Here is a 25,515-nt window from a genome sequence, read left to right on the forward strand (position 1 = left end):
CACAATGTTGGCAACATGAATTTCATTTAATTTCACAGTAATGTCTACATTTTACCGATCCAGAGCCGCCTTCTCGCACTATCCATTTGTACAAAGGGCGAAAACCCATGACGAAGAATTTGCAAGTAAAAAAACACTTAAGCAATAGAGAATCACCACCTTTTTATGCATAACTGTTATACTTGCGGCAATTAACTAACAACAGCACAGGCTGAACCTTTGAAAAGACGAATTCATGAGTGATGATCCCCATTTCCAGCGCGAAAAAGCAAAATACGAAAATCCAGTAGCCAGCAGAGAACACCTCATGGCGCTAATGAAGGAAGAGGACAAGCCTCTGTCTTTCCTGGATATCTGTGCAGCAGTCAACGCGTCGAGTGAGGAAAGTCGAATTGGCATTCAGCGCCGGTTGAGAGCCATGGAGCGTGAAGGGCAGGTTCAGTTCACCAAGCAAAAAAAATACGTTCTGCAAAAGCAGGAAGAGCTGATTCAGGGCCGGGTTATTGGCCACCGCGACGGTTTTGGCTTTTTACGGCCGACAGATAAAAGCGGCGACTTATTTATCAGCCCCGGGCAAATGCAGTTGTTTATGCACGATGACATCGTCGAGGCCAGAGAAAACGGCACCGATCGACGTGGCCGCAAAGAAGCCTTTATCACGCAAGTCATCACTCCTCGTGCTGAACCTATCGTCGGCCGTTTTTTTACCGAGCATGGAATGGCTGTAGTGATCCCGGATGACAGCCGTCTTAACTACGAAATTCTGATTCCTCAGGAGCATGTAAACGGCGCTCGAATGGGGCAGGTCGTCGTGGTAGAAATCACCCAGCGGCCCCGTCGTCGGGTTAGTCCGGTGGGAAAAATAATTGAAGTGTTGGGTGAGCATATGGCACCGGGCATGGAAATCGAAATGGCGCTGCGCACGTTTGATATTCCCCACGTATGGCCAAATGGCGTAACAAAGCAAACAGAGAATCTAGGCACCGAAGTGCCGGAAGACGCCAAAGCAGGGCGAATCGATTTACGCCAGTTACCCTTGGTTACTATTGATGGTGAAGACGCCCGGGATTTCGACGATGCGGTATTCTGCGAACCATTGGACGATGGTGGCTGGCAGCTTTGGGTGGCAATTGCCGATGTGAGCTATTACGTACGCACTGGAACGGCTCTTGATGATGAAGCGCAGAATCGCGGAAATTCAGTGTATTTTCCTGAGCAGGTAATCCCGATGTTACCTGAAGTGCTGTCAAACGGACTCTGTTCGTTAAACCCGGAAGTGGATCGGTTGTGTATGGTGTGCGAGATGACAATCTCCGATCAAGGTAAGCTTGAAGGATACCAGTTTTACGAAGCCGTAATGAATTCTCACGCTCGCCTCACATACTCCAAAGTATGGCAGATTTTGCAAGGCGATAAGGATCTTCACCAGCGTTACGAAGCGCATGTGCCGCATCTAAAGAACCTTTACGCGTTATACCGCGCGTTGAAAAAATCGCGTCTGCAGCGGGGTGCCATCGAATTTGAAACCCAGGAGGTTAAATTCGTTTTCAACGCTCAGCGCAAAATCGAAAATATCGTGCCTTTAATCAGAAATGACGCGCACAAGCTAATTGAAGAATGCATGATTATGGCGAACGTCAGCGCAGCCAAATGGCTTGAAAAGCATAAAGCGCCTGCGTTGTACCGCGTCCACGATAAACCTGATGCCGATCGCTTAACGGCTTTTACTGCTTATTTAAGCGAAATTGGCGTGTCTCACCGAATCAACGAAGATGCGACTCCAGCTGATTTTACTGATGTGGTAGATAAAACCAAGCACCGACCGGATCAGGAACTCATCCAGACAATGCTGCTGCGGTCAATGAAGCAGGCAGTATATGACGGCGAGAACATTGGCCACTTTGGTCTGGCCCTGGATGCCTACGCGCATTTTACTTCCCCCATTCGTCGGTATCCCGATCTTGTGGTGCATCGTGCATTGAAAAGCATTATTGCCAAACAAAAGGGCAAACAGGCGGTCAGTGGCGCGAAAGCCTATACCCATGAAGAAATTGAACAGTTGGGAGAACAATGTTCCACCACTGAGCGCAGGGCAGACGACGCCACGCGCGATGTAGCAGACTGGCTCAAGTGTGAGTTCATGCTGGATCATGTCGGCGAAAGTTTCGAAGGCGTGGTGGCCTCGGTAACCAATTTTGGCTTATTTGTGCGTTTAACTGAGTACCATATCGACGGTTTGGTACATATCACCTCTCTGGATAATGATTACTATCGTTACGACGATGTGAAGCAAACCTTGGTTGGAGACAGCGGTGCTAACCAATTTCGCCTTGGCGATGCGTTAGTCGTGAAGGTTGCTGCGGTAAATCTGGATGAGAGAAAGATAGATCTTACCCTTGATCAGGCAATGTTGCGTACGCCCAGCGGCAAAAAAGTGTCGGTTCGCAGTGCGAGTAAAAAAAGCGGAAGTGGAAAAGGCAGGGCGAAGAAAGAGCGCGACGGCCGCTCGGACAAAGGCAGCGCAAAAGGAAAGTCTACGTCGACTGCGCGAAAAACATCAAAAAATAAAACAGTAAAAGGCAGAAAGGATTAAATGGCTCAGCAAGAGTGGTTATATGGTTTGCACGCTGTCGCTTCGGTACTTGAAAAGGAACCTGAGCGTGTAATTGAAGTTATGGTGCTGAAAGGCAGGGATGACGACCGACTGTCCCACGTCATCAATCTGGCGCGCCGTTTTGGTATTAGTGTACAGTTTTGTCACCGCAAGGTGCTGGACGAAAAGGTGCAAGGAGAGCAGCACCAGGGTGTGGTTGCCAAAGCCAAACCAGCCAGAATGTTGGATGAGGCTGACTTGGATAAACTTCTGGCAGCCAACGCAGAACCCTTCCTGTTGGTGTTGGATGGCGTGACCGATCCACACAATCTTGGCGCCTGCTTGCGCACCGCGGATGCTGCGGGTGTACATGCAGTGGTGGTGCCGAAAGACAACTCAGCTGGATTGACCTCCACGGTACGTAAAGTGGCATGCGGTGCCGCGGAAGTAATTCCGTTGATACAAGTCACCAACCTGGCCCGTACGCTTAAGCATCTACAACAGCAGGGCCTTTGGATTACCGGTACCGCCGGTGAAGCTGAACTAACTCTTTATCAATGCAAACTCACTGGGCCGACAGCGTTGGTCATGGGTGCAGAAGGTAAGGGCATGCGCCGGCTTACCCGTGAACATTGCGATCAACTGGTGAAATTGCCGATGGCCGGGTCTGTATCTAGCTTAAACGTCTCGGTAGCAACCGGTATTTGTCTTTACGAAATCGTTCGACAGCGCCAAGCCTAGTAGCTTTCCAAAGCGTCATTTACATGCTGTTAACATAAGTTGACGCTTTTTCCTCCCCAAGTTTTTCTTCCAATTCGGCATTTTTGTAAAAGCTGCACTAGAGTTATCAGGTAGTTCGCACAATGCTGATCGCTGTCATTGCCGTTGTAGTTGAGGATTCCAACTAAAGATTCTCGGACGGCAATTGTCACAACAGTATTATCTCAGTAGTTAAATAAACAGGATTATGCCAAGGAACGACATGCCGCAAGGGAATGCGAAATCCAATTTCCCCAATGTCCTCTTCTTTCGAATAGCTTTTTTAAAGCAGGCATGCCTGTGCGTATGCGAACTTAAGCTGTAACCGGCGTAGCCTAAGCATTCTACGCCTGTGTTACTACTATGGAGCAAGAATGTCGCTGCTCAAGCCGCGATAGCCACGTTTATACATCGCCGCCTTTTTTTGTTGCTGCGAAAGTGCGCGGGAAAGCGTTCTTTTTCGGGTTCAGCTCAACAGGGTGCCGGTATATAAGCTCGATACCAACCCCAGGCAAACGTTTCAAAGAGAAAACGGGGGGGTAAATAGGACAGGAAATTAAAATGTTAAAACAACACACATTGAACAGAAAACTTCTTATTGCAACAACATTGACTCTGCTTAGCGCGTCTGTAAATGCCGCAGTAACTCAGAATGCGCCTGTAGAAGTTCCAGGTGAGAAAGTAGACTTGCGTACACTGCTTCAAGAGCGCTTAAATAATCGTATTGCACCTGCCGCAGAAGAGCAGCGTTATATTGTAAAGTTTAAAAACACGGCTACCTCTGTAGCGAAAGGCAAGGCAACTGTTACCCAAGCTGATGACGGCAAGCAGCGGTTTGATAAAGCTGCCGCAAAAGCATTAATTGAACGTGTAGGCGGCAAAACCCACAAGGTGTTGAACAAACAAGGAATGGTCGCGGCATCAATGACGAAAGGGCAGCTGAACAAGCTGCGTAAAAACAGCAATATCGAAAGTATATCGCCGGATCCAAAACGCTCGCTAATGGCACAAACCACACCCTATGGATACAATATGGTTCAGGCCAATCAGCTTGCGCAAAGCGATACCTCTGCCCGGAAAGTGTGTGTCATTGACACTGGCTATAACCTTGGTCATCCCGATTTACCCGACAGCAACAACGGCGTAACCGGCATTGGCAATAACAGCGGAGTTGGAAACTGGTATAACGACGGCAATGGTCACGGTACCCACGTGGCCGGCACCATCAGTGCCTATGATAACAATGAAGGTGTAATAGGCGTCTACCCTGGCGTTAATCTGCATATTGTTAAAATATTCGATGATAACGGCGACTGGACTTATGCCTCTGACCTAATAGCTGCAATCAACCAGTGTCAGGATGCCGGTGCAAACGTGGTAAATATGAGTTTGGGTGGAGGCAGTTCATCTTCTGCTGAGCAAACGGCTATGGAAAATTTTGAAGATGATGGCATTTTATTAGTTGCTGCTGCCGGCAACGACGGTAACAGCACTATGTCTTACCCTGCTTCCTATGATGCTGTCATGTCAGTAGCAGCCGTGGATTCCAACGAAAATCATGCGAGTTACTCTCAGTACAATTCTAAAGTAGAAATTGCCGCGCCTGGATCGTCGGTTTACTCTACCTATCCTACCAATACCTATGCATCGCTCAGCGGTACCTCTATGGCGACACCTCATGTCGTTGGTGCAGCAGCTCTGGTATGGAGTTTCTTCCCGCAGTGTACCAACACTGAAATTCGCTCTGCATTAACGGCGACTGCAAAGGATCGCGGAGCGGCAGGGCGTGATAATCAGTACGGATTCGGTATTGTCAAAGCATCAAATGCGGTGGATTATCTGAATACAAACGGCTGTGATGGCGGTGGTAGTGGTGGCGAAAATCCTACCGATCCTGATGTCGAACCTGTGTCTGGTCAAGTGACGGATTTGTCTGGTGCGCGTAGTTCATGGAAACGCTATACATGGGATATTCCTGCCGGTGTATCTTCTATGACAATTCAAACATCCGGTGGCACCGGCGATGTCGACTTGTATGTCAAACTCGGTTCGCAACCCGAAACCAACAGTTACGACTGCAGGCCTTACCTGGAAGGTAATGGCGAAGTATGTACCTTTAACAATCCAGCCTCGGGAACCTGGCACATCGGCTTACGCGCTTATAGTGCCTATAACGGTGTTACCCTAAGTTACTCTTATGAGTAATAGATCGTAAGATAGAACAAGGCCGACTGATGTTGGCCTTTTTTTTCCGCAACAGAAAAGTATTCATTTTTTCTTCAGCAAAATGTCAATAATGCAAAGGTTTTGTAAAGACGGGAACAGCCAGCGGATTCTGAGGCCATAGCTGCGTAATATAACGACAAAATAAGCTTACTCAAAAGCTCCCTCAAAACGCAACACAATACACTTTTTAAGGATGTACGTTTTTATGCAACCTCGTATTCTGGCTTCAATGTTTAAATTGTTAAGTCTGCTCGCTCTTGTCACTGGACTGACTGCTTGCGGCGGCTCAAGTGGCGATAGCGACTCCACTTATACCTACGCCTATTTGCAGTTTTATAATGCTTCACCTAATGGCGCTACCGTTATTATGCGCGAAGTCGACGGAGACGCGCTGGGATCAGCGCAATTTGGCGATTCTACGTCTTTAATTTCTACCGACACCGGTGAGTTGGAATTAGAGTTTATCCGCACTGATTCTGATGATCAGGAAGTATTAATAGATACAATGACAGTAAACATGGAACAAGGCCAAAAAAAGCTTATCGTATTAAGCGGTGATTTTTCTGCGCCTGAGCTCCTTGAGTATCAGTTTGAGCGTGAAACCCTTGAAGATCACTTTCGTTTATTTGTAGCCGGTCTGCTGGTGGATGGCAGTGAGTATGATTTTTATCTCAGCGAAGAAGGTGACCCTTTCGAAGCGGCAAATTTCTTGGGCACCATTTCCTATCAAACACTATCTGAAATGACGTTCTGGGCCGGCGATAGCGACAGCGACGATTTCGACTCTGGAAAATATACTATTTACCTCACAAAACCCGGTGAAACCGAGGTTGTGTTTGAATCGCAAACTATAGATTTCGCTTACGATACCGAATATGTGTTGACGTTGCGTGATGTGAGCGGCGCCATTCAGACAGGTCTTAGTGTCGATGCCATCTTAAACTCGTCCTATGTTACCAATATCACTGATGTGGACGCTGAATCGCAATATCGCATATATAACAGCACCGAGCTGGATCAGCCACTCACCGTTACCTTCGGCGGAAATGATGGGGAAGAAGATATTACTTACACCTTGTCCAGCGGCGAGATGAGTGACTTTACTGAGATCCGCTATGGTGATTACCGTGTTTCTGTGAGTGCGGGAGACGGTAGCGTCACACCTTTGAGTAACAAGCTTATGACGCTAAATCAGGGCGAAAGCAAAGCCATTATGATTTACAACAACAATAATGCCTTAGGCGCCGCGTCCTTTATTGAAAGTGGTCTTCCTCAGGCCTACGATAAAACAGTAAACTTTATCAATTTAGTCAGTGATTTCGATAACATTGATTTCTATCTGGTGCGTAAAGATGAAACTATCGATACAGCTCTCTATTATGCACTCAACATGGAGTTTGGCGAAAACAGTGTGGTAGTATTGCCAGCGGATTATTACGAAGTCATCGCAGTATATGAAGATGATAACGAAGAGCAGGTTCTGCTTGACCGCACTGCGTTAACCGGTCTTACCGAGGACGAAAATTACATTATCACGGTTGAGCCTGCCGACAATGCCACAGGCTATGAGGTAAATGTCCTTTATTAGTCATTGTAGTAGTCACTTTTAAAAAAAAACGGCGGCACGCTCCGCCGTTTTTCGTTACGCTTTCAGCGGAAATGGCATCGCGATCTGCTATGTGTCTTTCGCACCATTTTAATTACTATTACCGACTTTTTAAGCACTGTGATACTCTTATCAGAAGGTGTATCTCCCGCCCAAGTATCGCTTAAAAATAATTCACTTTTAACCTATCGCTTCCTAATCTTATCTGTTATTATTTCGCGCCCTTTTTAACGGGGTATGGTTAAAAAATAACGCATTTGTTGTTTTTTACAGCTGAAACGACTCGAGAGAGTCTTACATTAATAGCGGAGCACTAACATGATCCAAATGCAAACTAACCTGGATGTAGCCGATAACAGCGGCGCTCGCAGGGTTCAGTGTATTAAGGTTCTTGGTGGCTCGCATCGCCGTTATGCAGGTATCGGTGACATCATCAAAGTTACCGTCAAGGAAGCAATTCCTCGCGGTAAGGTAAAAAAAGGTGACGTTCTGAACGCAGTGGTGGTGCGTACTAGAAAAGGCGTGCGTCGTGCAGATGGTTCTACCATCCGTTTTGACAGCAACGCGGCTGTGTTGTTAAACAACAACAAGCAACCAATTGGTACGCGTATCTTTGGCCCGGTCACACGTGAGCTTCGAAGTGATAACTTCATGAAGATCATCTCATTGGCCCCAGAGGTACTATAAGGAGTCACGATAATGGCTAGAAAAATTCGTCGTGATGATGAAGTAGTCGTATTAGCGGGTAAAGACAAAGGCAAAACAGGCAAAGTGCTGAAAGTGCTGGTAGCTGATGACCGTTTAGTTGTAGAAGGTATTAACCTTATCAAGAAGCACACCAAGCCTAACCCACAGTTGGGTGAGCCAGGTGGGATTATTGAGAAAGAAGCTTCTATTCACGTTTCTAATGTTGCGATTGTTAACCCGGCAACGGGCAAAGCGGATCGCGTTGGTTTCCGTATTGAAGATGAGAAGAAAGTTCGTTTCTTCAAATCTAACGGCGAACTTGTTTAATTAATTGGAGAGTACGATGGCGAAACTGCATGATTTCTATAAAGAAACAGTAGTAGCTGAACTTGCTAAGCAGTTCGGATACAAAAGCGTCATGCAAGTCCCTCGGATTGAAAAAATCACTCTAAACATGGGTTTAGGTGAAGCAGTTGCTGACAAAAAGATCCTTGAGCATGCTCAAGCTGACATGGCGGCTATCGCTGGTCAGAAACCGATTGTCACAGTTGCAAGAAAATCAGTTGCGGGCTTTAAAATCCGTGACGGTTATCCGATTGGCTGTAAAGTAACCCTACGCGGTGAGCGTATGTGGGAATTCCTGGAACGCTTAATTTCAATTGCGATTCCACGTGTTCGTGACTTTCGCGGTTTAAACCCGAAGTCATTTGATGGTCGTGGTAACTACAGCATGGGTGTTCGTGAGCAAATCATCTTCCCTGAAATCGATTTCGATAAAGTGGATAAAGTTCGTGGTATGGATATTACTATCACTACCTCAGCGGGCTCTGATGATGAAGCGCGTGCTCTGTTGACCGCGTTCAACTTCCCATTCAGAAAATAAGGGTAGGGTTATGGCAAAAGAATCAATGAAGGCTCGTGAAGTCAAGCGTGCAAAGCTAGTTGCTAAATATGCTGAAAAACGTGCCGCACTTAAAGCAACTGTCAGCGATGTTAACGCTTCTGAAGAAGAGCGTTGGGATGCTGTTTTGAAGCTACAACAATTGCCACGTGACTCAAGTAAATCTCGTCAGCAAAACCGCTGCCGTATTACTGGCCGTCCACATGGTTTCCTTCGCAAATTCGGTCTTAGCCGTATCAAGCTTCGTGAAGCTGCGATGCGCGGTGAAGTCCCTGGCCTTAAAAAAGCCAGCTGGTAAGGAGTAGCGTAAATGAGCATGCAAGATCCTATCGCGGATATGTTTACCCGCATCCGTAACGGCCAAATGGCGCAGAAAGTAACTGTAACCATGCCTTCTTCAAAACTGCGTGTAGCTATCGCAGAAGTGTTGAAAGCAGAAGGTTATATTTCTGAATTCGCTGTTTCTGGTGACGTTAAGCCTGCCCTTGAAGTTACTCTTAAGTACTTCGAAGGTAAGCACGTAATTGACACAATTGAACGGGTTAGCCGCCCTGGTCTGCGCATCTATAAGAAAAAAGATGAGCTTCCAAAGGTTATGGGTGGTCTGGGCATCGCTATCGTGTCGACTTCTAAAGGTGTTATGACTGACCGTGCAGCGCGTAGAGCGGGCATGGGTGGTGAAATCATCGGTTATGTAGCGTAACGGAGGAGTTGAAATGTCACGAGTAGCAAAGGCCCCAGTTAACATCGCATCAGGCGTAGAAATTTCTATTTCTGGTCAAGAAGTTAGCGTAAAAGGCAAAAATGGCACACTGACACGTGTATTTAATGACGCTGTTGAAGTTGTCCAGGAAGAGAATCAACTGAAAGCCCTTCCTCGTGAAGGTTTTGCAGACGGTTGGGCTCAGGCTGGTACTGCACGCGCGCTGTTAAATGCAATGATCGTTGGTGTAACCGATGGTTTCCAGAAAAAGCTTCAGTTGAATGGTGTTGGTTACCGTGCGCAAGCACAAGGTAGCAAGCTTAACCTGACTTTAGGTTTTTCACATCCCGTCGTATACGAAATGCCTGAAGGCATTACGGTAGAAACTCCAACTCAAACTGAAATTCTCGTCAAAGGCGCGGATAAGCAGGTAGTTGGACAGGTCGCAGCTAACATCCGTGGTTACCGTCCACCAGAGCCTTACAAAGGTAAAGGTGTACGTTATTCAGATGAAGTTGTACGTCGTAAAGAAGCTAAGAAAAAGTAGGTGGGTGATACGATGGATAAGAAAACAGCTCGCTTGCGTCGCGCTACCCGCGCACGCGCAAAAATTCGTGAACTGGCCGCGCATCGCTTGGTGATAAACCGTACACCTCGCCATATTTACGCTCAGTTAATCGCGCCTAGCGGTTCTGAAGTATTGGCGGCAGCTTCTACCGTTGAAAAAGATCTGTCTAAAGATCTGAAGTCGACTGGTAATGTTGAAGCGGCGGCAGCAGTTGGTAAAGCTATCGCGGAACGTGCAATCGAAAAAGGCATCAAGAATGTCGCTTTTGATCGCAGCGGTTTTAAATACCACGGCCGCGTTAAAGCATTAGCTGATGCAGCTCGTGAAGCTGGTCTTCAGTTCTAGGAGTTAATAATGGCTAAACAAGAAACTCAAAACGGTGAACTGTTAGAGAAATTGATTGCCGTTAACCGCGTATCTAAAGTGGTTAAAGGTGGTCGTATCTTCAGTTTCACTGCATTGACAGTAGTGGGTGATGGTAACGGTCGTGTTGGTTTTGGTTACGGTAAAGCACGTGAAGTGCCAGCTGCTATTCAAAAAGCAATGGAAAAAGCGCGTCGCAACATGGTTAGCGTCGACTTAAATGGCCATACGTTACAGCACCCAATTAAGGGTCGTCATTCCGGTTCAAAAGTTTACATGCAACAAGCATCTGAAGGTACCGGTATTATTGCCGGCGGTGCGATGCGTGCAGTACTTGAAGTAGCTGGTGTGCAGAACGTACTTTCAAAATGTTACGGCTCTACAAACCCAATCAACGTTGTTCGTGCAACAATTAACGCGCTGACTGAGATGAACTCTCCAGCGGGTGTTGCAGCGAAGCGTGGATTGTCTGTAGAAGAGATTTTGGGGTAATCAGACATGGCAACGATTAAAGTAAAGCAAACGAAAAGTGCGATTGGCAGATTGCCAAAGCACAAAGCAACGCTTAAAGGCTTAGGTCTTCGTAAAATCAACCATGTCCGTGAGTTGGAAGACACCCCATCTGTACGTGGCATGATCAACCGTGTTCACTACATGGTTGAAGTAGTGGAGGAGTAAGATATGCGATTAAATACGATTGCTCCTGCACCCGGAGCTAAAAATAGTGCTAAGCGCGTTGGCCGTGGTATCGGTTCAGGTCTTGGTAAAACAGGCGGCCGTGGTCACAAAGGTCAAACTTCACGTTCTGGCGGTACTGTTAAGCCAGGATTTGAAGGTGGTCAGATGCCAATTCAGCGTCGTCTGCCTAAGTTCGGTTTCACATCACGCAAGAGCTTTGTTACTGACGAAGTTACCTTGGCTGAAATCGCAAAGGTAGCCGGTGATACAGCATCACTTGAAACCCTGAAAGCAGCTGGTCTTATCAAAAAAGATATCCAGTTCGTTAAAGTGGTTAAGAGCGGTGAAGTTTCACGCGCTGTAACTGTTAGCGGGTTAAAGGTGACAAAAGGCGCGCGCGAAGCGATTGAAGCTGCCGGCGGTAAAGTAGAGGAATAAGCTAGATGGCTAAACCAGGATTGGATTCAGGCGCTAAAAGTGGCTTGAGTGAGCTCAAGGCAAGATTGTTGTTCGTATTTGGTGCTATTGTAGTATTCAGACTAGGCTCCTATGTGCCTCTTCCTGGCATTGACGCTGCGGTACTTGCAGACTTATTTGAGCAACAAAAAGGTACTATCGTAGAAATGTTCAACATGTTCTCCGGTGGTGCGCTTGAGCGTGCGTCCGTTCTGGCTTTGGGCATTATGCCATACATTACTGCATCCATTATTATGCAGTTGCTCACGGTGGTTCATCCGCCGATGATGGAGCTTAAAAAAGAAGGGGAAGCAGGTCGTCGTAAGATCAGTCAGTACACGCGCTATTTGACGTTGGTGCTGGCAACTTTCCAATCTATTGGTATCGCGACGAATCTGCCAAACCTGATTAATGGATTGGTGATAAGTCCTGGCTTCGGATTCTACTTTACAGCGGTGGTAAGCTTAGTCACAGGAACCATGTTCCTGATGTGGTTGGGTGAGCAAATTACCGAAAGAGGTATCGGTAACGGTATTTCTATATTGATATTTGCTGGTATTGTTGCCGGTCTGCCAACAGCGATAGGTCAGACTGCGGAACAAGCGAGACAGGGTGATATTAATCTGTTGTTCCTGTTATTAATTGGTGTGATCGTAATTGGTCTTATTTACCTGGTAGTGTTCGTTGAACGCGCACAACGCCGAATTGTGGTAAACTACGCGAAGCGTCAGCAAGGCCGTAAGGTTTTTGCAGCGCAGAGCACGCATTTACCGCTTAAAGTAAATATGGCTGGTGTTATACCGCCAATCTTTGCTTCCAGCATTATTCTGTTCCCCGGAACCATCGCAGGATGGTTTGGTCAGAATGAATCCACAGCGTGGTTACAGGATGTCGCTTTAATGCTTTCTCCTGGACAACCGCTGTACGTGATGTTATATGCAGCAGCGATTATCTTCTTCTGCTTCTTCTATACTGCGCTGGTTTTCAATCCGCGTGATACAGCTGATAATTTGAAGAAATCTGGTGCGTTCATTCCGGGTATTCGCCCAGGTGAGCAAACGTCACGTTATATCGATAAGGTAATGACTCGTCTGACTCTGGCTGGCGCACTTTACATAACCTTTATTTGTTTAGTGCCTGAATTTATGCTGATTGCCTGGAATGTGCCGTTCTACTTCGGTGGTACGTCGCTTCTGATTATCGTGGTAGTCATCATGGACTTTATGGCACAGGTGCAGACACATCTGATGTCAACTCAGTATGAGTCTGTTCTGAAGAAAGCTAATCTAAAAGGCTACGGTCGCTAAGATTAGTGCACTACGGAGTGATGTAATGAAAGTTCGTGCATCAGTTAAAAAGATTTGCCGTAACTGCAAAATCATCAAGCGCAACGGTGTTGTGCGAGTGATTTGTGTTGAGCCGAAGCATAAGCAAAGGCAAGGTTAATCATAGCGGCGATTAATGCAGAGTAATATGTAAGCAGAACCTGACATCAGGTTCTGCTCTATATGTTGCAGTATTATGAAGCTAAATTTGCAATTTAGTCGGCGGATAAGTATCCTATCGGGCTTTTTAGGTCGTCGACAATAAATTAGAGGAGTGCTGTTAATGGCCCGTATCGCTGGCATTAACATTCCTGAACACAAGCACGCCGTGATTGCGCTTCAAGCAATCTATGGTGTTGGTCCTTCACGTGCGAAAAGCATCTGTGCAGGCGCTGGTGTTGCAGAATCTACAAAAATTAAAGAGCTAGACGAAGCGACTGTAGAGAAACTTCGTGAAGAAGTGGCTAAGGTTACCGTTGAAGGTGACTTACGCCGTGAAGTATCAATGAGCATCAAACGTTTGATGGACCTGGGTTGCTTCCGTGGTATTCGCCACCGTCGTAGCTTGCCTCTACGTGGTCAGCGCACTAAAACTAATGCGCGTACCCGTAAAGGTCCTCGTAAGCCAATTAAAAAGTAAGCGGGGAGTATAAGTTATGGCTAAAGCACCTACTCGTAGTACGCGTAAACGCGCAAAACGTCAGGTCGCAGACGGAATGGCTCATATCCATGCGTCTTTCAACAACACAATTGTGACTATCACTGACCGTCAAGGCAATGCACTTGCTTGGGCAACTTCAGGTGGTTCTGGTTTCCGTGGTTCACGTAAATCTACCCCTTTTGCTGCACAGGTTGCTGCTGAGCGTGCTGGCGTAGCCGCACAAGATTACGGTCTGAAAAACCTAGAAGTTTTCGTTAAAGGTCCAGGTCCAGGTCGTGAATCTGCGATTCGTGCACTTAACGCTACTGGGTATAAGATCACAAACATTACCGATGTGACTCCTATTCCTCACAACGGTTGTCGTCCACCGAAAAAACGTCGCGTTTAATCGACGGACAGTTGGAGAAAGAACATGGCAAGATATTTGGGTCCAAAACTCAAACTTAGCCGTCGCGAAGGGACTGACCTGTTCCTGAAAAGCGGCGTTCGCGCAATCGATTCTAAATGTAAAATCGATACGGCGCCTGGTCAACATGGGGCCCGTCGTGGTCGTTTGTCTGATTACGGTGTTCAGCTGCGTGAAAAACAAAAAGTACGTCGTATGTATGGCGTATTGGAAAAGCAATTCCGCAACTACTATAAAGAAGCTGCACGTCTGAAGGGCAATACCGGTGAAAACCTGTTGCAGCTTCTCGAACAGCGTCTGGATAACGTAGTTTACCGGATGGGATTTGCCAGTACTCGTGCTGAAGCACGCCAGCTGGTTAGCCACAAGGCGATTGTTGTAAACGGTCGTGTTGTGAACATTCCATCTTTTAACGTTTCTGCCGAAGACGTGGTTTCTGTTCGTGAAAAAGCTAAAAAGCAATCACGCATCGTGGCTGCTTTAGAATTGGCTGACCAACGTGAAAAGCCAACGTGGATTGAAGTAGACAGCACAAAAATGGAAGGCACGTTCAAACGTGTTCCAGAAAGAACTGATTTGTCTGCTGAAATTAACGAACAGTTGATCGTCGAACTTTACTCTAAGTAAAGCTAACTAAAGAGGAAGCATTGTGGGTTCTGTGACTGAATTCCTAAAACCGAGATTAGTTGAGATCGAAAACGTTTCTCCTACTCGTGCCAAAGTAACTTTGGAACCCCTGGAGCGCGGCTTTGGCCACACTCTGGGTAACGCCCTGCGCCGTATTTTACTGTCATCCATGCCTGGATGTGCGGTAACTGAGGTTGAAATTGACGGCGTGTTACACGAGTACAGCACCAAAGAAGGTGTGCAGGAAGATGTAATCGAGATCCTGCTCAATCTAAAAGGTTTAGCGGTTCGCCTTGAAGGTAAAGATGAGGCAACCCTGACTCTAGTGAAATCTGGCGCTGGCCCTGTTGTTGCTGGTGATATTCAGCATGACGGTGACGTAGAAATCGTTAACCCGGATCATGTTATTTGTACTTTGACTGGCGACGCTGAAATCAGCATGCGCGTTAAGGTAGAAATGGGCCGTGGTTATGTTCCTGCTGCTACACGTCGCTCCTCAGAAGAAGATGATCGCCCAATTGGTCGTTTGTTAGTTGATGCTTCATATAGTCCAGTTGAACGTATTGCTTATAGCGTCGAATCTGCTCGTGTTGAACAACGCACAGACTTAGACAAACTGATCATCGATATGGAAACCAATGGCACTTTAGATCCTGAAGAAGCGATCCGCCGTGCAGCCACAATTTTGGCTGAACAGCTTGAAGCCTTTGTTGACCTGCGCGACGTTTCTGAACCTGTTCAGAAAGAAGAGAAGCCGGAATTTGATCCCATTCTGTTACGTCCAGTTGATGATTTAGAGTTAACAGTACGTTCTGCAAACTGTTTGAAAGCCGAAGCTATCCAGTACATTGGTGACCTGGTTCAGCGTACAGAGGTTGAGCTTCTTAAAACGCCTAACCTAGGTAAGAAATCGCTAACTGAAATCAAAGACGTGTTAGCCTCTCGCGGTCTTTCTCTGGGCATGCGCCTAGAAAACTGGCCTCCAGAGAGCATCGCTGAAAAAGATTAATCAGGTTTATATCAAACTGATTTGTAGAGAAGGATAAAACTATGCGCCATCGTAAGAGTGGTCGTCAGTTGAATCGCAACAGCAGCCATCGTCAAGCTATGTTTCGTAACATGGCTGGCTCATTGGTCAAGCACGAAGTGATCAAAACGACGTTACCAAAAGCGAAAGAATTACGTCGCGTGATCGAGCCTCTTATCACTATGGCTAAGCAAGACAGCGTATCAAACCGCCGTTTAGCTTTCGCCCGCACAGGTGATAAAGAAGTTGTAGGTAAACTGTTTAATGAATTAGGGCCTCGTTACGAAGCCCGCCCAGGTGGTTACACTCGCATTATGAAGTGCGGCTTCCGCGCCGGCGACAACGCCCCTATGGCATTCGTTGAATTGGTAGACCGTCCAGAAGTTGAAGTTTCTGAAGAAGCTGAAGCAACTGAAGAGTAAGCTTGTTTAGCTTGAAGGAAAACCCCGCTAAGGCGGGGTTTTTTGTGTTAAGTTAAACTAGACAATAATCGTTGCTCTAAGTAGAAAATTATTTGCAAGTAACCCGAGTAGATTTTATGGATAGCAAAAAATTTAATTTTGCTGAACTAGAGGAAAAGTATAGTGAAGCTCAAGAAAATATTCAGCGAGAAAGGGAGCTAAATACTCTTCTATTATCTCAGCTACATTCGGCGCAGGAAGAATTAGAATATCGAGTAAAAAAGGAAAATGATACCGTCTATAAGATTACAGATCTTGAACGTAGGCTAACGAAATATAAGCAGAAAGAAAAATGTCTTCTAAATGAATTAACATGGCTTAGAACTGTTGTTCGATTTGCTCACGAACTTCTTTGGAAAAGAAGCTGGAGCTTTAGGAGAAAAATTAAAAAAGATGTACAATTAATTTCTGAAAGAAAAACTTTTGACCGTGAGTTTTATATCTCCTCTTATCCTGATATAAAGTTTTCGAAGTTATCGCCGGAAGAACACTATTTATTACACGGTGCCTATGAGGGGAGAAAGCCATCGGATAAATTTGAAACTCTTTATTATATACATGCTCATGCCGACATAGCTCAGTCTGGTGTTCAGCCGATAATCCATTTTCTTAAATTCGGTGAAGCTGAAGAGCGTAGAATCAACAAGAAAGGCGACTAAAATTGCAGGAAAAAGTATACATTGCCGTTATAGGTTTAGGTTATGTTGGTCTACCGTTAGCGTTAGCTTTTGCTGGGAAATACTCTGTTATCGGCTACGATATAAATGAGAATAGAGTTTATGAACTTAATGACGGAGTAGATACGACTTTAGAGGTAACTGAAAAAGATCTGAAAACTAAAAATGTAAAATTTACTTCTGATTTGTCTGAATTAAAAGAAGCAAATATTTACATTGTGACTGTGCCTACACCTATTGATGAAAATCACCAGCCCGACCTTAACCCACTTATAAGTTCTTCATCAGCTATAGCTCAGGTTATAGATAAAGGTGATATTATAATTTATGAATCGACAGTTTATCCTGGAGCTACAGAAGAGGTATGCGTTCCTATTTTAGAGCAGGGTTCTTCTCTTACATTTAATAGAGATTTTTTTGTCGGTTATAGTCCTGAGCGTATCAATCCGGGAGACAAAGAGCGTCCGATTCACAAAATTTTAAAGGTCACATCGGGCTCAACTCCAGAGATTGCTGACTATATAGATAAGCTATACGATAGTGTTATCGAAGCAGGAACGTTTAAAGCAGCTAGTATAAAAGTAGCTGAAGCTGCAAAAGTAATAGAAAATACTCAAAGAGATGTCAATATCGCCCTCATAAACGAATTAGCAATTATTTTTTCTCACCTTGGGATAGATACGGCGGATGTAATAGATGCAGCTGCTACTAAGTGGAATTTTATTAAGCTTCAACCTGGCCTCGTAGGGGGGCATTGCATCGGCGTTGATCCATATTACCTTTTGCATAAATCAGTAAGTGTAGGCTATGTGCCTGACATGATAAGAACTGCAAGGGAAATAAATAATGGAATGTCTGAATATATATCTTCGCAGTTAGTTAAAAATATGATCAATAGAGAGCAAAGGATAAAAAACGCTAGAGTTCTAGTCATGGGTCTTAGCTTTAAAGAGAACTGTCCTGATATTAGAAACTCTAAAGTTTTTGCTCTAATTGATAACTTATCTTCATACGGTATGAAAGTCGATGCATGCGACTACTGGGTCGATCCAAGGATAATTCAGGGAAATTTTTGTTTAATTAATGAAAATACTATTGAAAATAGATCTTATGATGCTGTGATAATAGCAGTTGCTCATAAAAAGTATCGTGACAATTATAAGAATATAATGAAATATCTTGTTGATGGTGGCACATTGTACGATATGAAAAATATAATTGAAGAGCGCGGGCTAGGTCAGGTAAGACTGTAAGTTTAAGAAAAAAGAGGTTTTTCCGTGAGTTTAAAAGAAGCAAATTCGTTAGTTCGTCAAGATAAGTTATTAGAAGCAAAAAAAATATATAATAAGATTTATAAAAGTTCTAGTCCAACTATACGCGAGCAAATAGAGTTCAATCTTAAGCTAATAAATAAAAAGTTACTTAATAATGGTAACCACAAATCATTCTCTGTTCACTTATCTTTTGAAGAACCGACTTTTGTCGGAATAGCTTCTATACCGTCTAGAGAGTATGCGTTACTTGAGACAGTAAAATCATTAGTAAAACAAGTTGATAAAATAGGAATTTTTCTAGATGGATATTCTGAGATTCCGGATTTCCTAAAAGACAATAAGAAGATTTTGATCAAAAGGTCCCAAGACTTCGATAGAAAAGTTGGCGATGCAGGTAAATTTTTCTGGGTAGATGAACATAAAGGTTTTTATTTTACTTGTGATGATGATTTAATTTATCCTAATGATTATGTAGCAAGAATTAAACAAAAGATTATCAGCAAACGTGAACCTGTAGTGGTTGGTTGGCATGGAAGCTTAATTTTATGTCCCTTTAAGAATTACTATAATAAGAATTCAAGAAGAGTATTTACATTTGGCTCTGCTCGTCCAGAGGACACACCTGTACATATATTGGGAACTGGATGTGTTGGCTTTCATACGAGTTCTTTCAATGTTAATTTTTGCGATTTTCCAACTCCCAACATGGCTGATGTATATTTTGCGAAGCTTGGTCAAGAGCAGAAAGTCCCCTTTATAGTAATTAAACATGAAAAAGAAGAAATTCAAGAAGTACCCGATACCAGAGAGGTTTCAATTTATCAGCATAGTCATTCGAACAAGGATACTGAACATAACACTAAAACGACACAAAACGAAGTGGTTTCATCTATTGATTGGAACGTCAATTATTTAAAGAATTCTTTAGATATTCTCATTGTCGGACGATTTCTGATAAATGAAAAGGGTGGGATTTTCAAAAGCTCACGGTTGTTGGTTGAAGGATTAACACAGCTTGGGCATCGTGTTAGTACATGTTGCTTGTCTCAAATCGATGAGTTTGATTTCTCCTCAAAAAAATTTGATTTCTCTATCATCTATGCACCGGACCCCGAGAGGCCAGACTTTTCAAATTGTATCGACAAAGTTCAATTAATGATCAGGTTGGGTGTGGTATGTGCTGTGAATTTCTCATTTAATCTGAATGAAAATAGAACAAGATGGATCGAACGTAAGCTTACTGAACTTAATTCGCCATTTAGTTATCCACGATGTTTTTTCGCTAGTTTTTCGAATAGCACTTCAGCTTTGTTTAGCGAAGATATTAGTTCTATGATCGTTCCTTTTCCGAAAACAATATCTCTAAACTTAAAAGGTAAAGAAAGATTAAGGTATAGTGAACGCGAAGGAATATTTTTAGGGGATTTGGCTAAACTATTGGACGAAAAGTTGACTCACGGAAACCTTCTTCCGTGGATTGAGGAGTTGAGTAAGCGACTGCCTCATGTAAACCTCTATGCTATTAAACATTATCATACTGATCTCGACTATCCCAAAAATATCAAAGTCATTCCTTACACGAAGAATATAGAAAATGTATTAGGCAATTATCGCCTTTGTATAAATCTTACTCCTGGAGCTACCTTTGAAATGGTTCCTTTAGAAGCTTTATTGTCTGGTACGCCTGTACTGCACAGGAGAATGCCTCAATCTTTAAGCGAGTATCTTTCACCTGTTTCTATTGAAATCAATTCTCCAAAAGAATTAGGAGAGGTCTGCCAGAGAATCTATGAAAATGAAAACATCTGGAATAGGTTAAGTAAAGCTGGTTCAGGATCTTATGAATTTTTTAGGATTGAGAATATAACTGCTGCGCTAGACTTATCTATTAGGAAATGCTTGAATCGCTCAGGAAACTAAATGAATATCTCAACACAATTAGAAGAATTGATAAAGCGTTTAGAAAGAATAGAAAACTCTGTGAAAACTCCTGGCGGTAGTGCGGTTTATCATACCAATAAGGTAAGGAACGATTTAACTTCTCTCATAAAAAGACACGATTATATATGTTACAGGCAAATAGAAGCTTTTACAAAATTGAGTTCTCTACTTTCAAATTTCCAAAAATTACCCCCGCTTAGAGGGTGGGCGATATCGCCCGATGTAGCTTTGAGATTATATAATTTCGTTTTACAGAGTAAACCCAAAAACGTTTTGGAATTCGGTAGTGGCGCATCTTCTTTTATCATCGCTGAGGCGATGAAAAAGAATGGATTTGGGAAACTTACATCCGTCGATCATCTTAAAAAGTATTCTGATGAATGTAAAAGCAATATCGAATCAGTCGGATTAGGTCAGTACGTAGATTTTATCGTTTCTCCTCTAGAGGAATGGAATGGAGAACATCTGGATGTCGAAAATACTAATTTTTGGTATTCTTTGCGAAAAGATTTAGTTCCTGATGATATAGATTTTCTTTTTATTGACGGTCCTCCGGGAATTAAATGTAAGTTTAGTCGATATCCTGCTATGGTATTTTCAAATGACAAACTTTCTTTAAATTTTCAAGTTTGGCTCGACGATTCAGATAGAAGCGATGAGCAAGCTATTATTGAAAGTTGGACAGACAAATACAGTCTTAATTGCGAACAATTAAAATTGGAAAAAGGTTTAGCTATCTTCAGAAGACGAGAGAGCCCCGAATTCAGATAATAACTGCACCACTCATGGTTAAACGGTGAGAAGAGATCAAGTACCTGTTGATGATACTCTTTAGTCGCCAAACAAAACGAGTATTACCATGAGTTATAAGCAGTTGATTGAAGAGCAACGATACCAGATCGAAGCCGGCTTACGCGAGGTTCTCAGCCAGCGGGTGATTGAGAATTGTTTTTCACAGCACCATTAGTCGCGAAGTCCGACGAAATGGAATTAGGGATAACCACAACCTGCCTGAAGTGGCGCAAGCCAAGACGGTAAAACGACGATGTCAGGCAACCAAATATTGTGTACTTGAACTGACCATCACGTTTGTTGAATTCGGGTTGAAGCAAAAAGTGGATTCCTGAGTAGATTGCAGGGGTAGGCAAAATTATTTGTCATTTGGTAAGCCATGAGTGGATTTACGGCTACGTTCTACGCGATAAACTGCGTGGCGGCATGCTGTACAAGCAGTTGCGACATGGCCACCGGAAATACCGCAAAGGCAGCCGCGCGAAGCGAATTATTATACCGAATATGGTTGGCACTGGACGCCTTCCTGCCATCGTTGATAAGAAAAAACGGTTTGGTGACTGGGAAGCCGACACCGTATTAGGCAAGAACGGCACAGGTGGTATCGTAAGTCTGGTTGAGCAAAAAAGTAAACTGTACCTGATACGCAAAGTGCCAGCGAAAACCGCCGGTGATGTAGGGCGAACAATGGTTGGTATGTTGTGGCGTACCTTTGCCATGTCCGCACGATTACCGCGGCCAACGGCGCAGAGTTCTGCGCTCACGAGGTGGTTGCGGATAAGCTGAAAACGGCCGTTAATTTCGCTAACTCATATTCGTCCTGGGAGGGTGGGCTAAACGAGAGCTTTTACGGGTTACTGCGCCAATACATCCGTAAAGGCACAGACTTACGGAAGTTACCGATAAGTAAATTGCTGATGTTGAGCGTGCCGTAAATGCAAGATCAAGGGAGTGGTTAGGGTTTACACAGCCTGCCGTCGTGTTCGAGCAGTTACGAGGAGCGGCTTAATTTAGCGAGTGGTGTACTTCGGAGTTGAATTCGCGCCTTTTAAAGTTAGCAAAGTTAATGACGCTTGACGTCTTAAATCATCCATACTAATTTTGACGACCTGAAACCTCATTTTCCGCTAATGTCGTTGGAGTGTTGCTTTAAAGAAATTGAGTTGAGCTTACCACCCGAGCTCACAGAACTATCGCTAAATTTAAAATCTTTTTAATTAACCTGAGTTTTCGCTCATTGTGGTTGTTAATATTCTATAACAATGAATATGAGCTATAACGCCTAAAGATTTTGGTCCTTTTAATTTTCAATTGTATCGGTAGCTAGTTATATGTTTAGTTTTAAAGAACAAGTTTGGGATTTATTTGCGCGTGTTGATAGTAGCGACTGCTTGTTCAAGGTGTTTCAAACAGTTGATATTGAGGGTTTCGACGTTAGTGGGCAATTTAAGGCTTCATCGGATATTAATAAGTCGATAATCAGTTTTTTTAGTTTTATTGATAATGAAATGTCGGATATTAGCGAGAAAAGATTACTTATATTGTTGAATGCTTATGATCGTGATGTTGCTGAGATTAAAACTACAGCTGAATGGGCTGACAGGAGTTTCAGCAGCAAATTCCACCATTTGGTTATTTTTTCTAACAATGCCGGGGTTCCTAGCAGCGCAACAACTACTGTTCAACATGTTCCATGTAATACAGAGCTAGAATTTTCTAAAAAAGTTGCACGACATATGGAAATACTTTTGTCTAATCAACCGAAAGGTTCGACCTTAAAACCTAGTAAAGCGGTGTATCCTAAAAAAATAGTTAATACAGATAATTTGGAAAAAGTGGATATCAAATTTGATGAAAGCTATATCTTAAATGTGGATACTCATTTCCAAATGTTTATGGCATTGAAATCTAAATCCAATAAGTTATTAATATTCGGTCAAGATGCCATTAATCGGAGTAAGATAGATTTACCGGTTTTCTTTCGATGGAGCTGGGCGGCCGACTTACCATACTCTGTAATTATACTAAACGACCCAACGCTTTATGTTAACGAGGAGCTTAACGGTGGCTGGTTCGTGGGAAATGAAACTGAAGATTATGCTCAAACTCAGGTAGATATCATTAAGAAAATTGTTCATTGGTTCAAGCTAGACACCCGAGTTACTTTTTTTGGAGCTTCTGCTGGTGGTTTTGCGTCACTCATGCTTGCAGCATGTTATGGCAAAGACGCTCAAGCCATTGTTGATATTCCACAGATAGATCTTCAGACATACCACGCTCGCACTGAAGTTCTAAAGCTATTTAACGCTGCATTTGATATTAATGATACTGTAGTCGATGATGATATGTGCTATAGAGTTGATGTCACAAAGCGGTTTGAAAAACAGAGTTTTGTTCCAAAGATAAAATACCTTCATAATACGAAGGATAGCGCACATGTTTTACAGTTCAACTACTTCATTCATAGATGGTCTGAAATCGCACATAAGTTAGAGCAGAGTCAAGTGGGTGAGTTAACCCTTCATACTTATTCACGGTGGCACCTTACGAAGGGGGGACACGTTCCTTTGAACAAACAAGATACCATTGAGGAAATTATCTCTTTCATTGAATCATAGGCAATGTTTATCCGTAATTAACGAAAATGAAAGTGAGATGTCATAGCCGTTATTATCCGCAATAATATTTAGGATAAGCATTGATTTTTCAAGCTAAAAGTAACGAGTTTTGGATGACATAGAAATACCAGAAAGTATGCTACCGCATATTCTCTCGAATGGCTTAAACTGTACTAGCTCAGACCTGATCTGACAGTTACCCAGTATTCTGGTGCCAGGGTCAGATTAGATTTGAGCTGAATTTTTTTTCAGCCCAGATCCGTTTTCCATCAGTTAATGTTTCCACTGGCATTCTGCCACAGCACATTTTTCCCTGATGAGTCCGTTCATTGTTGTAGTAATTTAACCATTCGTCCAGATCTTCCTGCAACATTTCCAGTGAATCATAGAGTTTCTTGCGGAACGTAACCTGATGTCCACTTCCCCTAAACTGAGACAGACTTAATTGGAGTTTTCTGCAATGACAAACGCTGGAGATGACAATGATAAAATCCAGCTTTACCGAATCACAGATCATTGCTGTGTTAAATTTGGGGGAGAGGTCACCCGCTATAAAATAGGTGCTGATTAGCATACCTCAATGTTTAGCAGTTCCGGCGCAAAATATTGCACCGTTCTCTTAAAAACTTCGCGAGTACCTCGCACGTCCAGCGGTAGCCCCATGTTTACTTCATATAACTTACGACACGACATTCCTACCATACTATGCGCGGTAAGGTCACTTTCTGTTAATGCGTTTGCGCCCCACTTGCTCATTCGATGCTCCATATAGTAGATATCAAATAGATCCGCGTCGTAGCATTTGTCGTAGCTAAGGTTATCTATAAAATGTTGGAAGTAGTGCTTAGTGATTTCTTCCTGGCCGTTAATTCCCATTATTCCGGCAAACTTCTCTGCGGTGGCTTTTTTTAACGGTTTGCCTTGCTTCTGAAAAAAGCCGCGAATTATTTCACCGCCAAAACCTCGAGAGAAATTGCTGTTTACACTTGCTTTGTCTTTAAACGCTCGATAGAAGGTGTCGTTAGAATGAATAGTATTAAGCCGTTGTGGCCCTCCCGTCATTCTGAGCGCTTTTCTCACATCTGCAAAATACCCCTGGATTCTTGAAGCTTCTGTGGAAACATTTACTACGGTATGTGCAAAGCCGAATGAAATGGCAAGTTGCTTTGCAGTTTCCAAATCTTGACGATTATCCGCTCCACCACGTAGTAACGTAAAAGATTCTACCTCTACTCCTTTCGCTAATAACGGAGCAAGCATAGTGCGGCTATCCATACCTCCTGTAAGGCCAAAAATTTCTTTGTCAAATGTCTTAGCGATGTAATCTGAATAGCCATCTAAATACTGGATAAACGTAGCGGCTGCTAGTTCCATATCGTTATGGCGAACGTTATGACGGGGCCAAAAGCGTTCGAGATTCATCTGGGTTAATTCCAACATATGGTTAGCGGGCGCTACATAAACGTCTTCATATTCAGTCGCCAGACCTGGAAGATTTTTTACATCTCGCTTTCTGTATGACTCGCTGGATATAAAAGCAAACATATCGAAATCTAACTGGGCGCCGCAGGCGTTCGCTAGTAAACTGCTGTGAGAAGCAACTAAACCGGGATGGGAAGGTGAAAAGTAGCGCATTTTCGAACCGAAAGCGTCTGGATATACTTCCCAGCCGCGACCAAAATTTATAAATATGACATAGCGACCTGCAAGGCTATCTAAACTACCGAGAAATTCTTTGGTCGCTGAGTTGTAAGCAGCTAGCTTTTCGGCAATCTTCTGACTGTCGAACTCTTTATTCAGGGCATCGAAGATATGGCCTACCAGAACAACATGAGTGGGAGAGCTCTTCACTTTGTAAACAGGGCTTTCAGGATGCACCAGGAGGGAAAGGGTGTTTACTTGAAGTTCTACCCAGTGGCCAAGGCTTGAGCTAAGTGACCCGCTAAACTTAGGTCGCATGCCGATATTGGCGATATAGCCAAAACGGTACTGTCGTTTCACAATGTCTACATCGTCACTTTCCTGCGCAAACGGATAATCAGCAAGTTTATGCTTCATAGATATTCCCATCAGATTCAAGTTGTTGCCGCTGGTGCATGTTTTCCAGCACACACTGGCTAATGCTGCAGTGTAACGAAATCTGAAGCCAAAGTAACATTTTTACCT

At 43.8% G+C, this 25,515-nt stretch carries 27 protein-coding genes and 2 pseudogenes; 27 read left to right on the forward strand and 2 right to left on the reverse strand.

The window, feature by feature from the left end; genetic code table 11:
• Positions 1–235: 235 nt before the first annotated feature.
• The 27 genes and pseudogenes from rnr (at position 236) to CA267_RS12425 (ending at position 23,349) form a co-directional block, all read left to right on the forward strand.
• On the forward strand, positions 236–2,593 hold the full coding sequence (gene rnr, locus CA267_RS12295) for a ribonuclease R (protein WP_075607252.1): 2,358 nt from the start codon (positions 236–238) through the stop codon (positions 2,591–2,593).
• Positions 2,594–3,334 carry a 23S rRNA (guanosine(2251)-2'-O)-methyltransferase RlmB gene (rlmB, locus tag CA267_RS12300; protein ID WP_075607253.1) on the forward strand — a complete coding sequence of 247 codons (741 nt, stop codon included), beginning with the start codon at positions 2,594–2,596 and terminating at the stop codon, positions 3,332–3,334. It begins immediately after the preceding gene.
• A 579-nt stretch (positions 3,335–3,913) separates the two neighbouring features.
• Positions 3,914–5,557 (forward strand): S8 family serine peptidase, encoded by a 1,644-nt coding sequence (locus CA267_RS12305; RefSeq protein WP_075607254.1) that lies wholly within the window; start codon positions 3,914–3,916, stop codon positions 5,555–5,557.
• Positions 5,558–5,783: 226 nt separating this feature from the next.
• Positions 5,784–7,166: a DUF4397 domain-containing protein gene (locus CA267_RS12310; protein WP_097349094.1), complete on the forward strand. Its 1,383-nt coding sequence runs from the start codon at positions 5,784–5,786 to the stop codon at positions 7,164–7,166.
• A gap of 336 nt (positions 7,167–7,502) precedes the next feature.
• A complete protein-coding gene (rplN, locus tag CA267_RS12315; protein ID WP_075607256.1) occupies positions 7,503–7,871 on the forward strand; it encodes a 50S ribosomal protein L14 in 369 nt (122 codons plus the stop codon).
• Positions 7,872–7,883: 12 nt separating this feature from the next.
• Positions 7,884–8,198, forward strand: coding sequence for a 50S ribosomal protein L24 (gene rplX / locus CA267_RS12320; RefSeq protein WP_075607257.1), 315 nt, complete (start codon positions 7,884–7,886; stop codon positions 8,196–8,198).
• Positions 8,199–8,214: 16 nt separating this feature from the next.
• The gene (rplE, locus tag CA267_RS12325) at positions 8,215–8,754 is read left to right on the forward strand and encodes a 50S ribosomal protein L5 (protein ID WP_075607258.1); all 540 of its coding nucleotides are present in this window, start codon (positions 8,215–8,217) and stop codon (positions 8,752–8,754) included.
• 10 nt (positions 8,755–8,764) lie between these two features.
• Complete coding sequence (rpsN, locus tag CA267_RS12330; RefSeq protein WP_075607259.1) at positions 8,765–9,070, forward strand: 30S ribosomal protein S14; 306 nt, start codon at positions 8,765–8,767, stop codon at positions 9,068–9,070.
• Between the two features lie 12 nt (positions 9,071–9,082).
• Positions 9,083–9,475, forward strand: coding sequence for a 30S ribosomal protein S8 (gene rpsH / locus CA267_RS12335; RefSeq protein ID WP_075607260.1), 393 nt, complete (start codon positions 9,083–9,085; stop codon positions 9,473–9,475).
• A gap of 13 nt (positions 9,476–9,488) precedes the next feature.
• Entirely contained in the window at positions 9,489–10,022 is a 534-nt protein-coding gene (gene rplF / locus CA267_RS12340; RefSeq protein WP_075607261.1) for a 50S ribosomal protein L6, read from the forward strand.
• A gap of 12 nt (positions 10,023–10,034) precedes the next feature.
• Positions 10,035–10,388, forward strand: a complete 354-nt coding sequence (rplR, locus tag CA267_RS12345; RefSeq protein WP_075607289.1) for a 50S ribosomal protein L18 — start codon at positions 10,035–10,037, stop codon at positions 10,386–10,388.
• 9 nt (positions 10,389–10,397) lie between these two features.
• A complete protein-coding gene (rpsE, locus tag CA267_RS12350) occupies positions 10,398–10,898 on the forward strand; it encodes a 30S ribosomal protein S5 (protein ID WP_075607262.1) in 501 nt (166 codons plus the stop codon).
• Positions 10,899–10,904: 6 nt separating this feature from the next.
• Positions 10,905–11,084, forward strand: coding sequence for a 50S ribosomal protein L30 (gene rpmD, locus CA267_RS12355; RefSeq protein WP_075607263.1), 180 nt, complete (start codon positions 10,905–10,907; stop codon positions 11,082–11,084).
• A 3-nt stretch (positions 11,085–11,087) separates the two neighbouring features.
• Positions 11,088–11,522: a 50S ribosomal protein L15 gene (gene rplO, locus CA267_RS12360; protein WP_075607264.1), complete on the forward strand. Its 435-nt coding sequence runs from the start codon at positions 11,088–11,090 to the stop codon at positions 11,520–11,522.
• A gap of 5 nt (positions 11,523–11,527) precedes the next feature.
• Positions 11,528–12,847 (forward strand): preprotein translocase subunit SecY, encoded by a 1,320-nt coding sequence (secY, locus tag CA267_RS12365; RefSeq protein WP_075607265.1) that lies wholly within the window; start codon positions 11,528–11,530, stop codon positions 12,845–12,847.
• Positions 12,848–12,872: 25 nt separating this feature from the next.
• Positions 12,873–12,986, forward strand: coding sequence for a 50S ribosomal protein L36 (gene rpmJ / locus CA267_RS12370; protein WP_075607266.1), 114 nt, complete (start codon positions 12,873–12,875; stop codon positions 12,984–12,986).
• Between the two features lie 162 nt (positions 12,987–13,148).
• Entirely contained in the window at positions 13,149–13,505 is a 357-nt protein-coding gene (rpsM, locus tag CA267_RS12375; protein WP_075607267.1) for a 30S ribosomal protein S13, read from the forward strand.
• 16 nt (positions 13,506–13,521) lie between these two features.
• On the forward strand, positions 13,522–13,914 hold the full coding sequence (rpsK, locus tag CA267_RS12380) for a 30S ribosomal protein S11 (RefSeq protein ID WP_075607268.1): 393 nt from the start codon (positions 13,522–13,524) through the stop codon (positions 13,912–13,914).
• 24 nt (positions 13,915–13,938) lie between these two features.
• Positions 13,939–14,559 carry a 30S ribosomal protein S4 gene (gene rpsD / locus CA267_RS12385; RefSeq protein WP_075607269.1) on the forward strand — a complete coding sequence of 207 codons (621 nt, stop codon included), beginning with the start codon at positions 13,939–13,941 and terminating at the stop codon, positions 14,557–14,559.
• 19 nt (positions 14,560–14,578) lie between these two features.
• Positions 14,579–15,568 carry a DNA-directed RNA polymerase subunit alpha gene (locus CA267_RS12390; protein WP_075607270.1) on the forward strand — a complete coding sequence of 330 codons (990 nt, stop codon included), beginning with the start codon at positions 14,579–14,581 and terminating at the stop codon, positions 15,566–15,568.
• A 41-nt stretch (positions 15,569–15,609) separates the two neighbouring features.
• Entirely contained in the window at positions 15,610–16,008 is a 399-nt protein-coding gene (gene rplQ, locus CA267_RS12395) for a 50S ribosomal protein L17 (protein WP_075607271.1), read from the forward strand.
• A 116-nt stretch (positions 16,009–16,124) separates the two neighbouring features.
• On the forward strand, positions 16,125–16,706 hold the full coding sequence (locus CA267_RS12400) for a hypothetical protein (protein ID WP_075607272.1): 582 nt from the start codon (positions 16,125–16,127) through the stop codon (positions 16,704–16,706).
• A 2-nt stretch (positions 16,707–16,708) separates the two neighbouring features.
• Entirely contained in the window at positions 16,709–17,977 is a 1,269-nt protein-coding gene (locus CA267_RS12405; protein WP_075607273.1) for a nucleotide sugar dehydrogenase, read from the forward strand.
• Positions 17,978–18,001: 24 nt separating this feature from the next.
• Positions 18,002–19,918: a glycosyltransferase gene (locus tag CA267_RS12410; protein WP_075607274.1), complete on the forward strand. Its 1,917-nt coding sequence runs from the start codon at positions 18,002–18,004 to the stop codon at positions 19,916–19,918.
• Positions 19,919–20,710 (forward strand): class I SAM-dependent methyltransferase, encoded by a 792-nt coding sequence (locus tag CA267_RS12415; RefSeq protein ID WP_083638177.1) that lies wholly within the window; start codon positions 19,919–19,921, stop codon positions 20,708–20,710.
• Positions 20,711–20,798: 88 nt separating this feature from the next.
• A pseudogene (locus CA267_RS12420) lies at positions 20,799–21,740 on the forward strand (IS30 family transposase).
• A 322-nt stretch (positions 21,741–22,062) separates the two neighbouring features.
• Positions 22,063–23,349 (forward strand): hypothetical protein, encoded by a 1,287-nt coding sequence (locus tag CA267_RS12425; protein WP_075607275.1) that lies wholly within the window; start codon positions 22,063–22,065, stop codon positions 23,347–23,349.
• Between the two features lie 220 nt (positions 23,350–23,569).
• Here the strand turns inward: CA267_RS12425 and CA267_RS12430 are convergent.
• Positions 23,570–23,764 (reverse strand): annotated as a pseudogene (locus tag CA267_RS12430) (IS3 family transposase); the annotation flags it as partial.
• Between the two features lie 152 nt (positions 23,765–23,916).
• Entirely contained in the window at positions 23,917–25,407 is a 1,491-nt protein-coding gene (locus CA267_RS12435; protein ID WP_075607276.1) for an adenine nucleotide alpha hydrolase family protein, read from the reverse strand.
• Positions 25,408–25,515: the final 108 nt, after the last annotated feature.

Source organism: Alteromonas pelagimontana (assembly GCF_002499975.2).
Taxonomy (GTDB): domain Bacteria; phylum Pseudomonadota; class Gammaproteobacteria; order Enterobacterales; family Alteromonadaceae; genus Alteromonas; species Alteromonas pelagimontana.

Excerpts from the sequence above, each read along its gene's own strand:
- rplE (WP_075607258.1), top strand. The coding sequence starts at position 8,215 with ATGGCGAAACTGCATGATTTCTATAAAGAAACAGTAGTAGCTGAACTT.
- CA267_RS12415 (WP_083638177.1), top strand. The coding sequence starts at position 19,919 with ATGAATATCTCAACACAATTAGAAGAATTGATAAAGCGTTTAGAAAGA.
- rpsM (WP_075607267.1), top strand. The coding sequence starts at position 13,149 with ATGGCCCGTATCGCTGGCATTAACATTCCTGAACACAAGCACGCCGTG.
- rpsH (WP_075607260.1), top strand. The coding sequence starts at position 9,083 with ATGAGCATGCAAGATCCTATCGCGGATATGTTTACCCGCATCCGTAAC.
- CA267_RS12400 (WP_075607272.1), top strand. The coding sequence starts at position 16,125 with ATGGATAGCAAAAAATTTAATTTTGCTGAACTAGAGGAAAAGTATAGT.
- CA267_RS12435 (WP_075607276.1), bottom strand. The coding sequence starts at position 25,407 with ATGAAGCATAAACTTGCTGATTATCCGTTTGCGCAGGAAAGTGACGAT.
- rplF (WP_075607261.1), top strand. The coding sequence starts at position 9,489 with ATGTCACGAGTAGCAAAGGCCCCAGTTAACATCGCATCAGGCGTAGAA.
- rplO (WP_075607264.1), top strand. The coding sequence starts at position 11,088 with ATGCGATTAAATACGATTGCTCCTGCACCCGGAGCTAAAAATAGTGCT.
- rnr (WP_075607252.1), top strand. The coding sequence starts at position 236 with ATGAGTGATGATCCCCATTTCCAGCGCGAAAAAGCAAAATACGAAAAT.
- rpsK (WP_075607268.1), top strand. The coding sequence starts at position 13,522 with ATGGCTAAAGCACCTACTCGTAGTACGCGTAAACGCGCAAAACGTCAG.
- rplX (WP_075607257.1), top strand. The coding sequence starts at position 7,884 with ATGGCTAGAAAAATTCGTCGTGATGATGAAGTAGTCGTATTAGCGGGT.
- rpsD (WP_075607269.1), top strand. The coding sequence starts at position 13,939 with ATGGCAAGATATTTGGGTCCAAAACTCAAACTTAGCCGTCGCGAAGGG.
- rplR (WP_075607289.1), top strand. The coding sequence starts at position 10,035 with ATGGATAAGAAAACAGCTCGCTTGCGTCGCGCTACCCGCGCACGCGCA.
- rplN (WP_075607256.1), top strand. The coding sequence starts at position 7,503 with ATGATCCAAATGCAAACTAACCTGGATGTAGCCGATAACAGCGGCGCT.
- rplQ (WP_075607271.1), top strand. The coding sequence starts at position 15,610 with ATGCGCCATCGTAAGAGTGGTCGTCAGTTGAATCGCAACAGCAGCCAT.
- CA267_RS12310 (WP_097349094.1), top strand. The coding sequence starts at position 5,784 with ATGCAACCTCGTATTCTGGCTTCAATGTTTAAATTGTTAAGTCTGCTC.
- CA267_RS12425 (WP_075607275.1), top strand. The coding sequence starts at position 22,063 with ATGTTTAGTTTTAAAGAACAAGTTTGGGATTTATTTGCGCGTGTTGAT.
- rpsE (WP_075607262.1), top strand. The coding sequence starts at position 10,398 with ATGGCTAAACAAGAAACTCAAAACGGTGAACTGTTAGAGAAATTGATT.
- CA267_RS12305 (WP_075607254.1), top strand. The coding sequence starts at position 3,914 with ATGTTAAAACAACACACATTGAACAGAAAACTTCTTATTGCAACAACA.
- rlmB (WP_075607253.1), top strand. The coding sequence starts at position 2,594 with ATGGCTCAGCAAGAGTGGTTATATGGTTTGCACGCTGTCGCTTCGGTA.
- rpmD (WP_075607263.1), top strand. The coding sequence starts at position 10,905 with ATGGCAACGATTAAAGTAAAGCAAACGAAAAGTGCGATTGGCAGATTG.
- rpsN (WP_075607259.1), top strand. The coding sequence starts at position 8,765 with ATGGCAAAAGAATCAATGAAGGCTCGTGAAGTCAAGCGTGCAAAGCTA.
- secY (WP_075607265.1), top strand. The coding sequence starts at position 11,528 with ATGGCTAAACCAGGATTGGATTCAGGCGCTAAAAGTGGCTTGAGTGAG.
- rpmJ (WP_075607266.1), top strand. The coding sequence starts at position 12,873 with ATGAAAGTTCGTGCATCAGTTAAAAAGATTTGCCGTAACTGCAAAATC.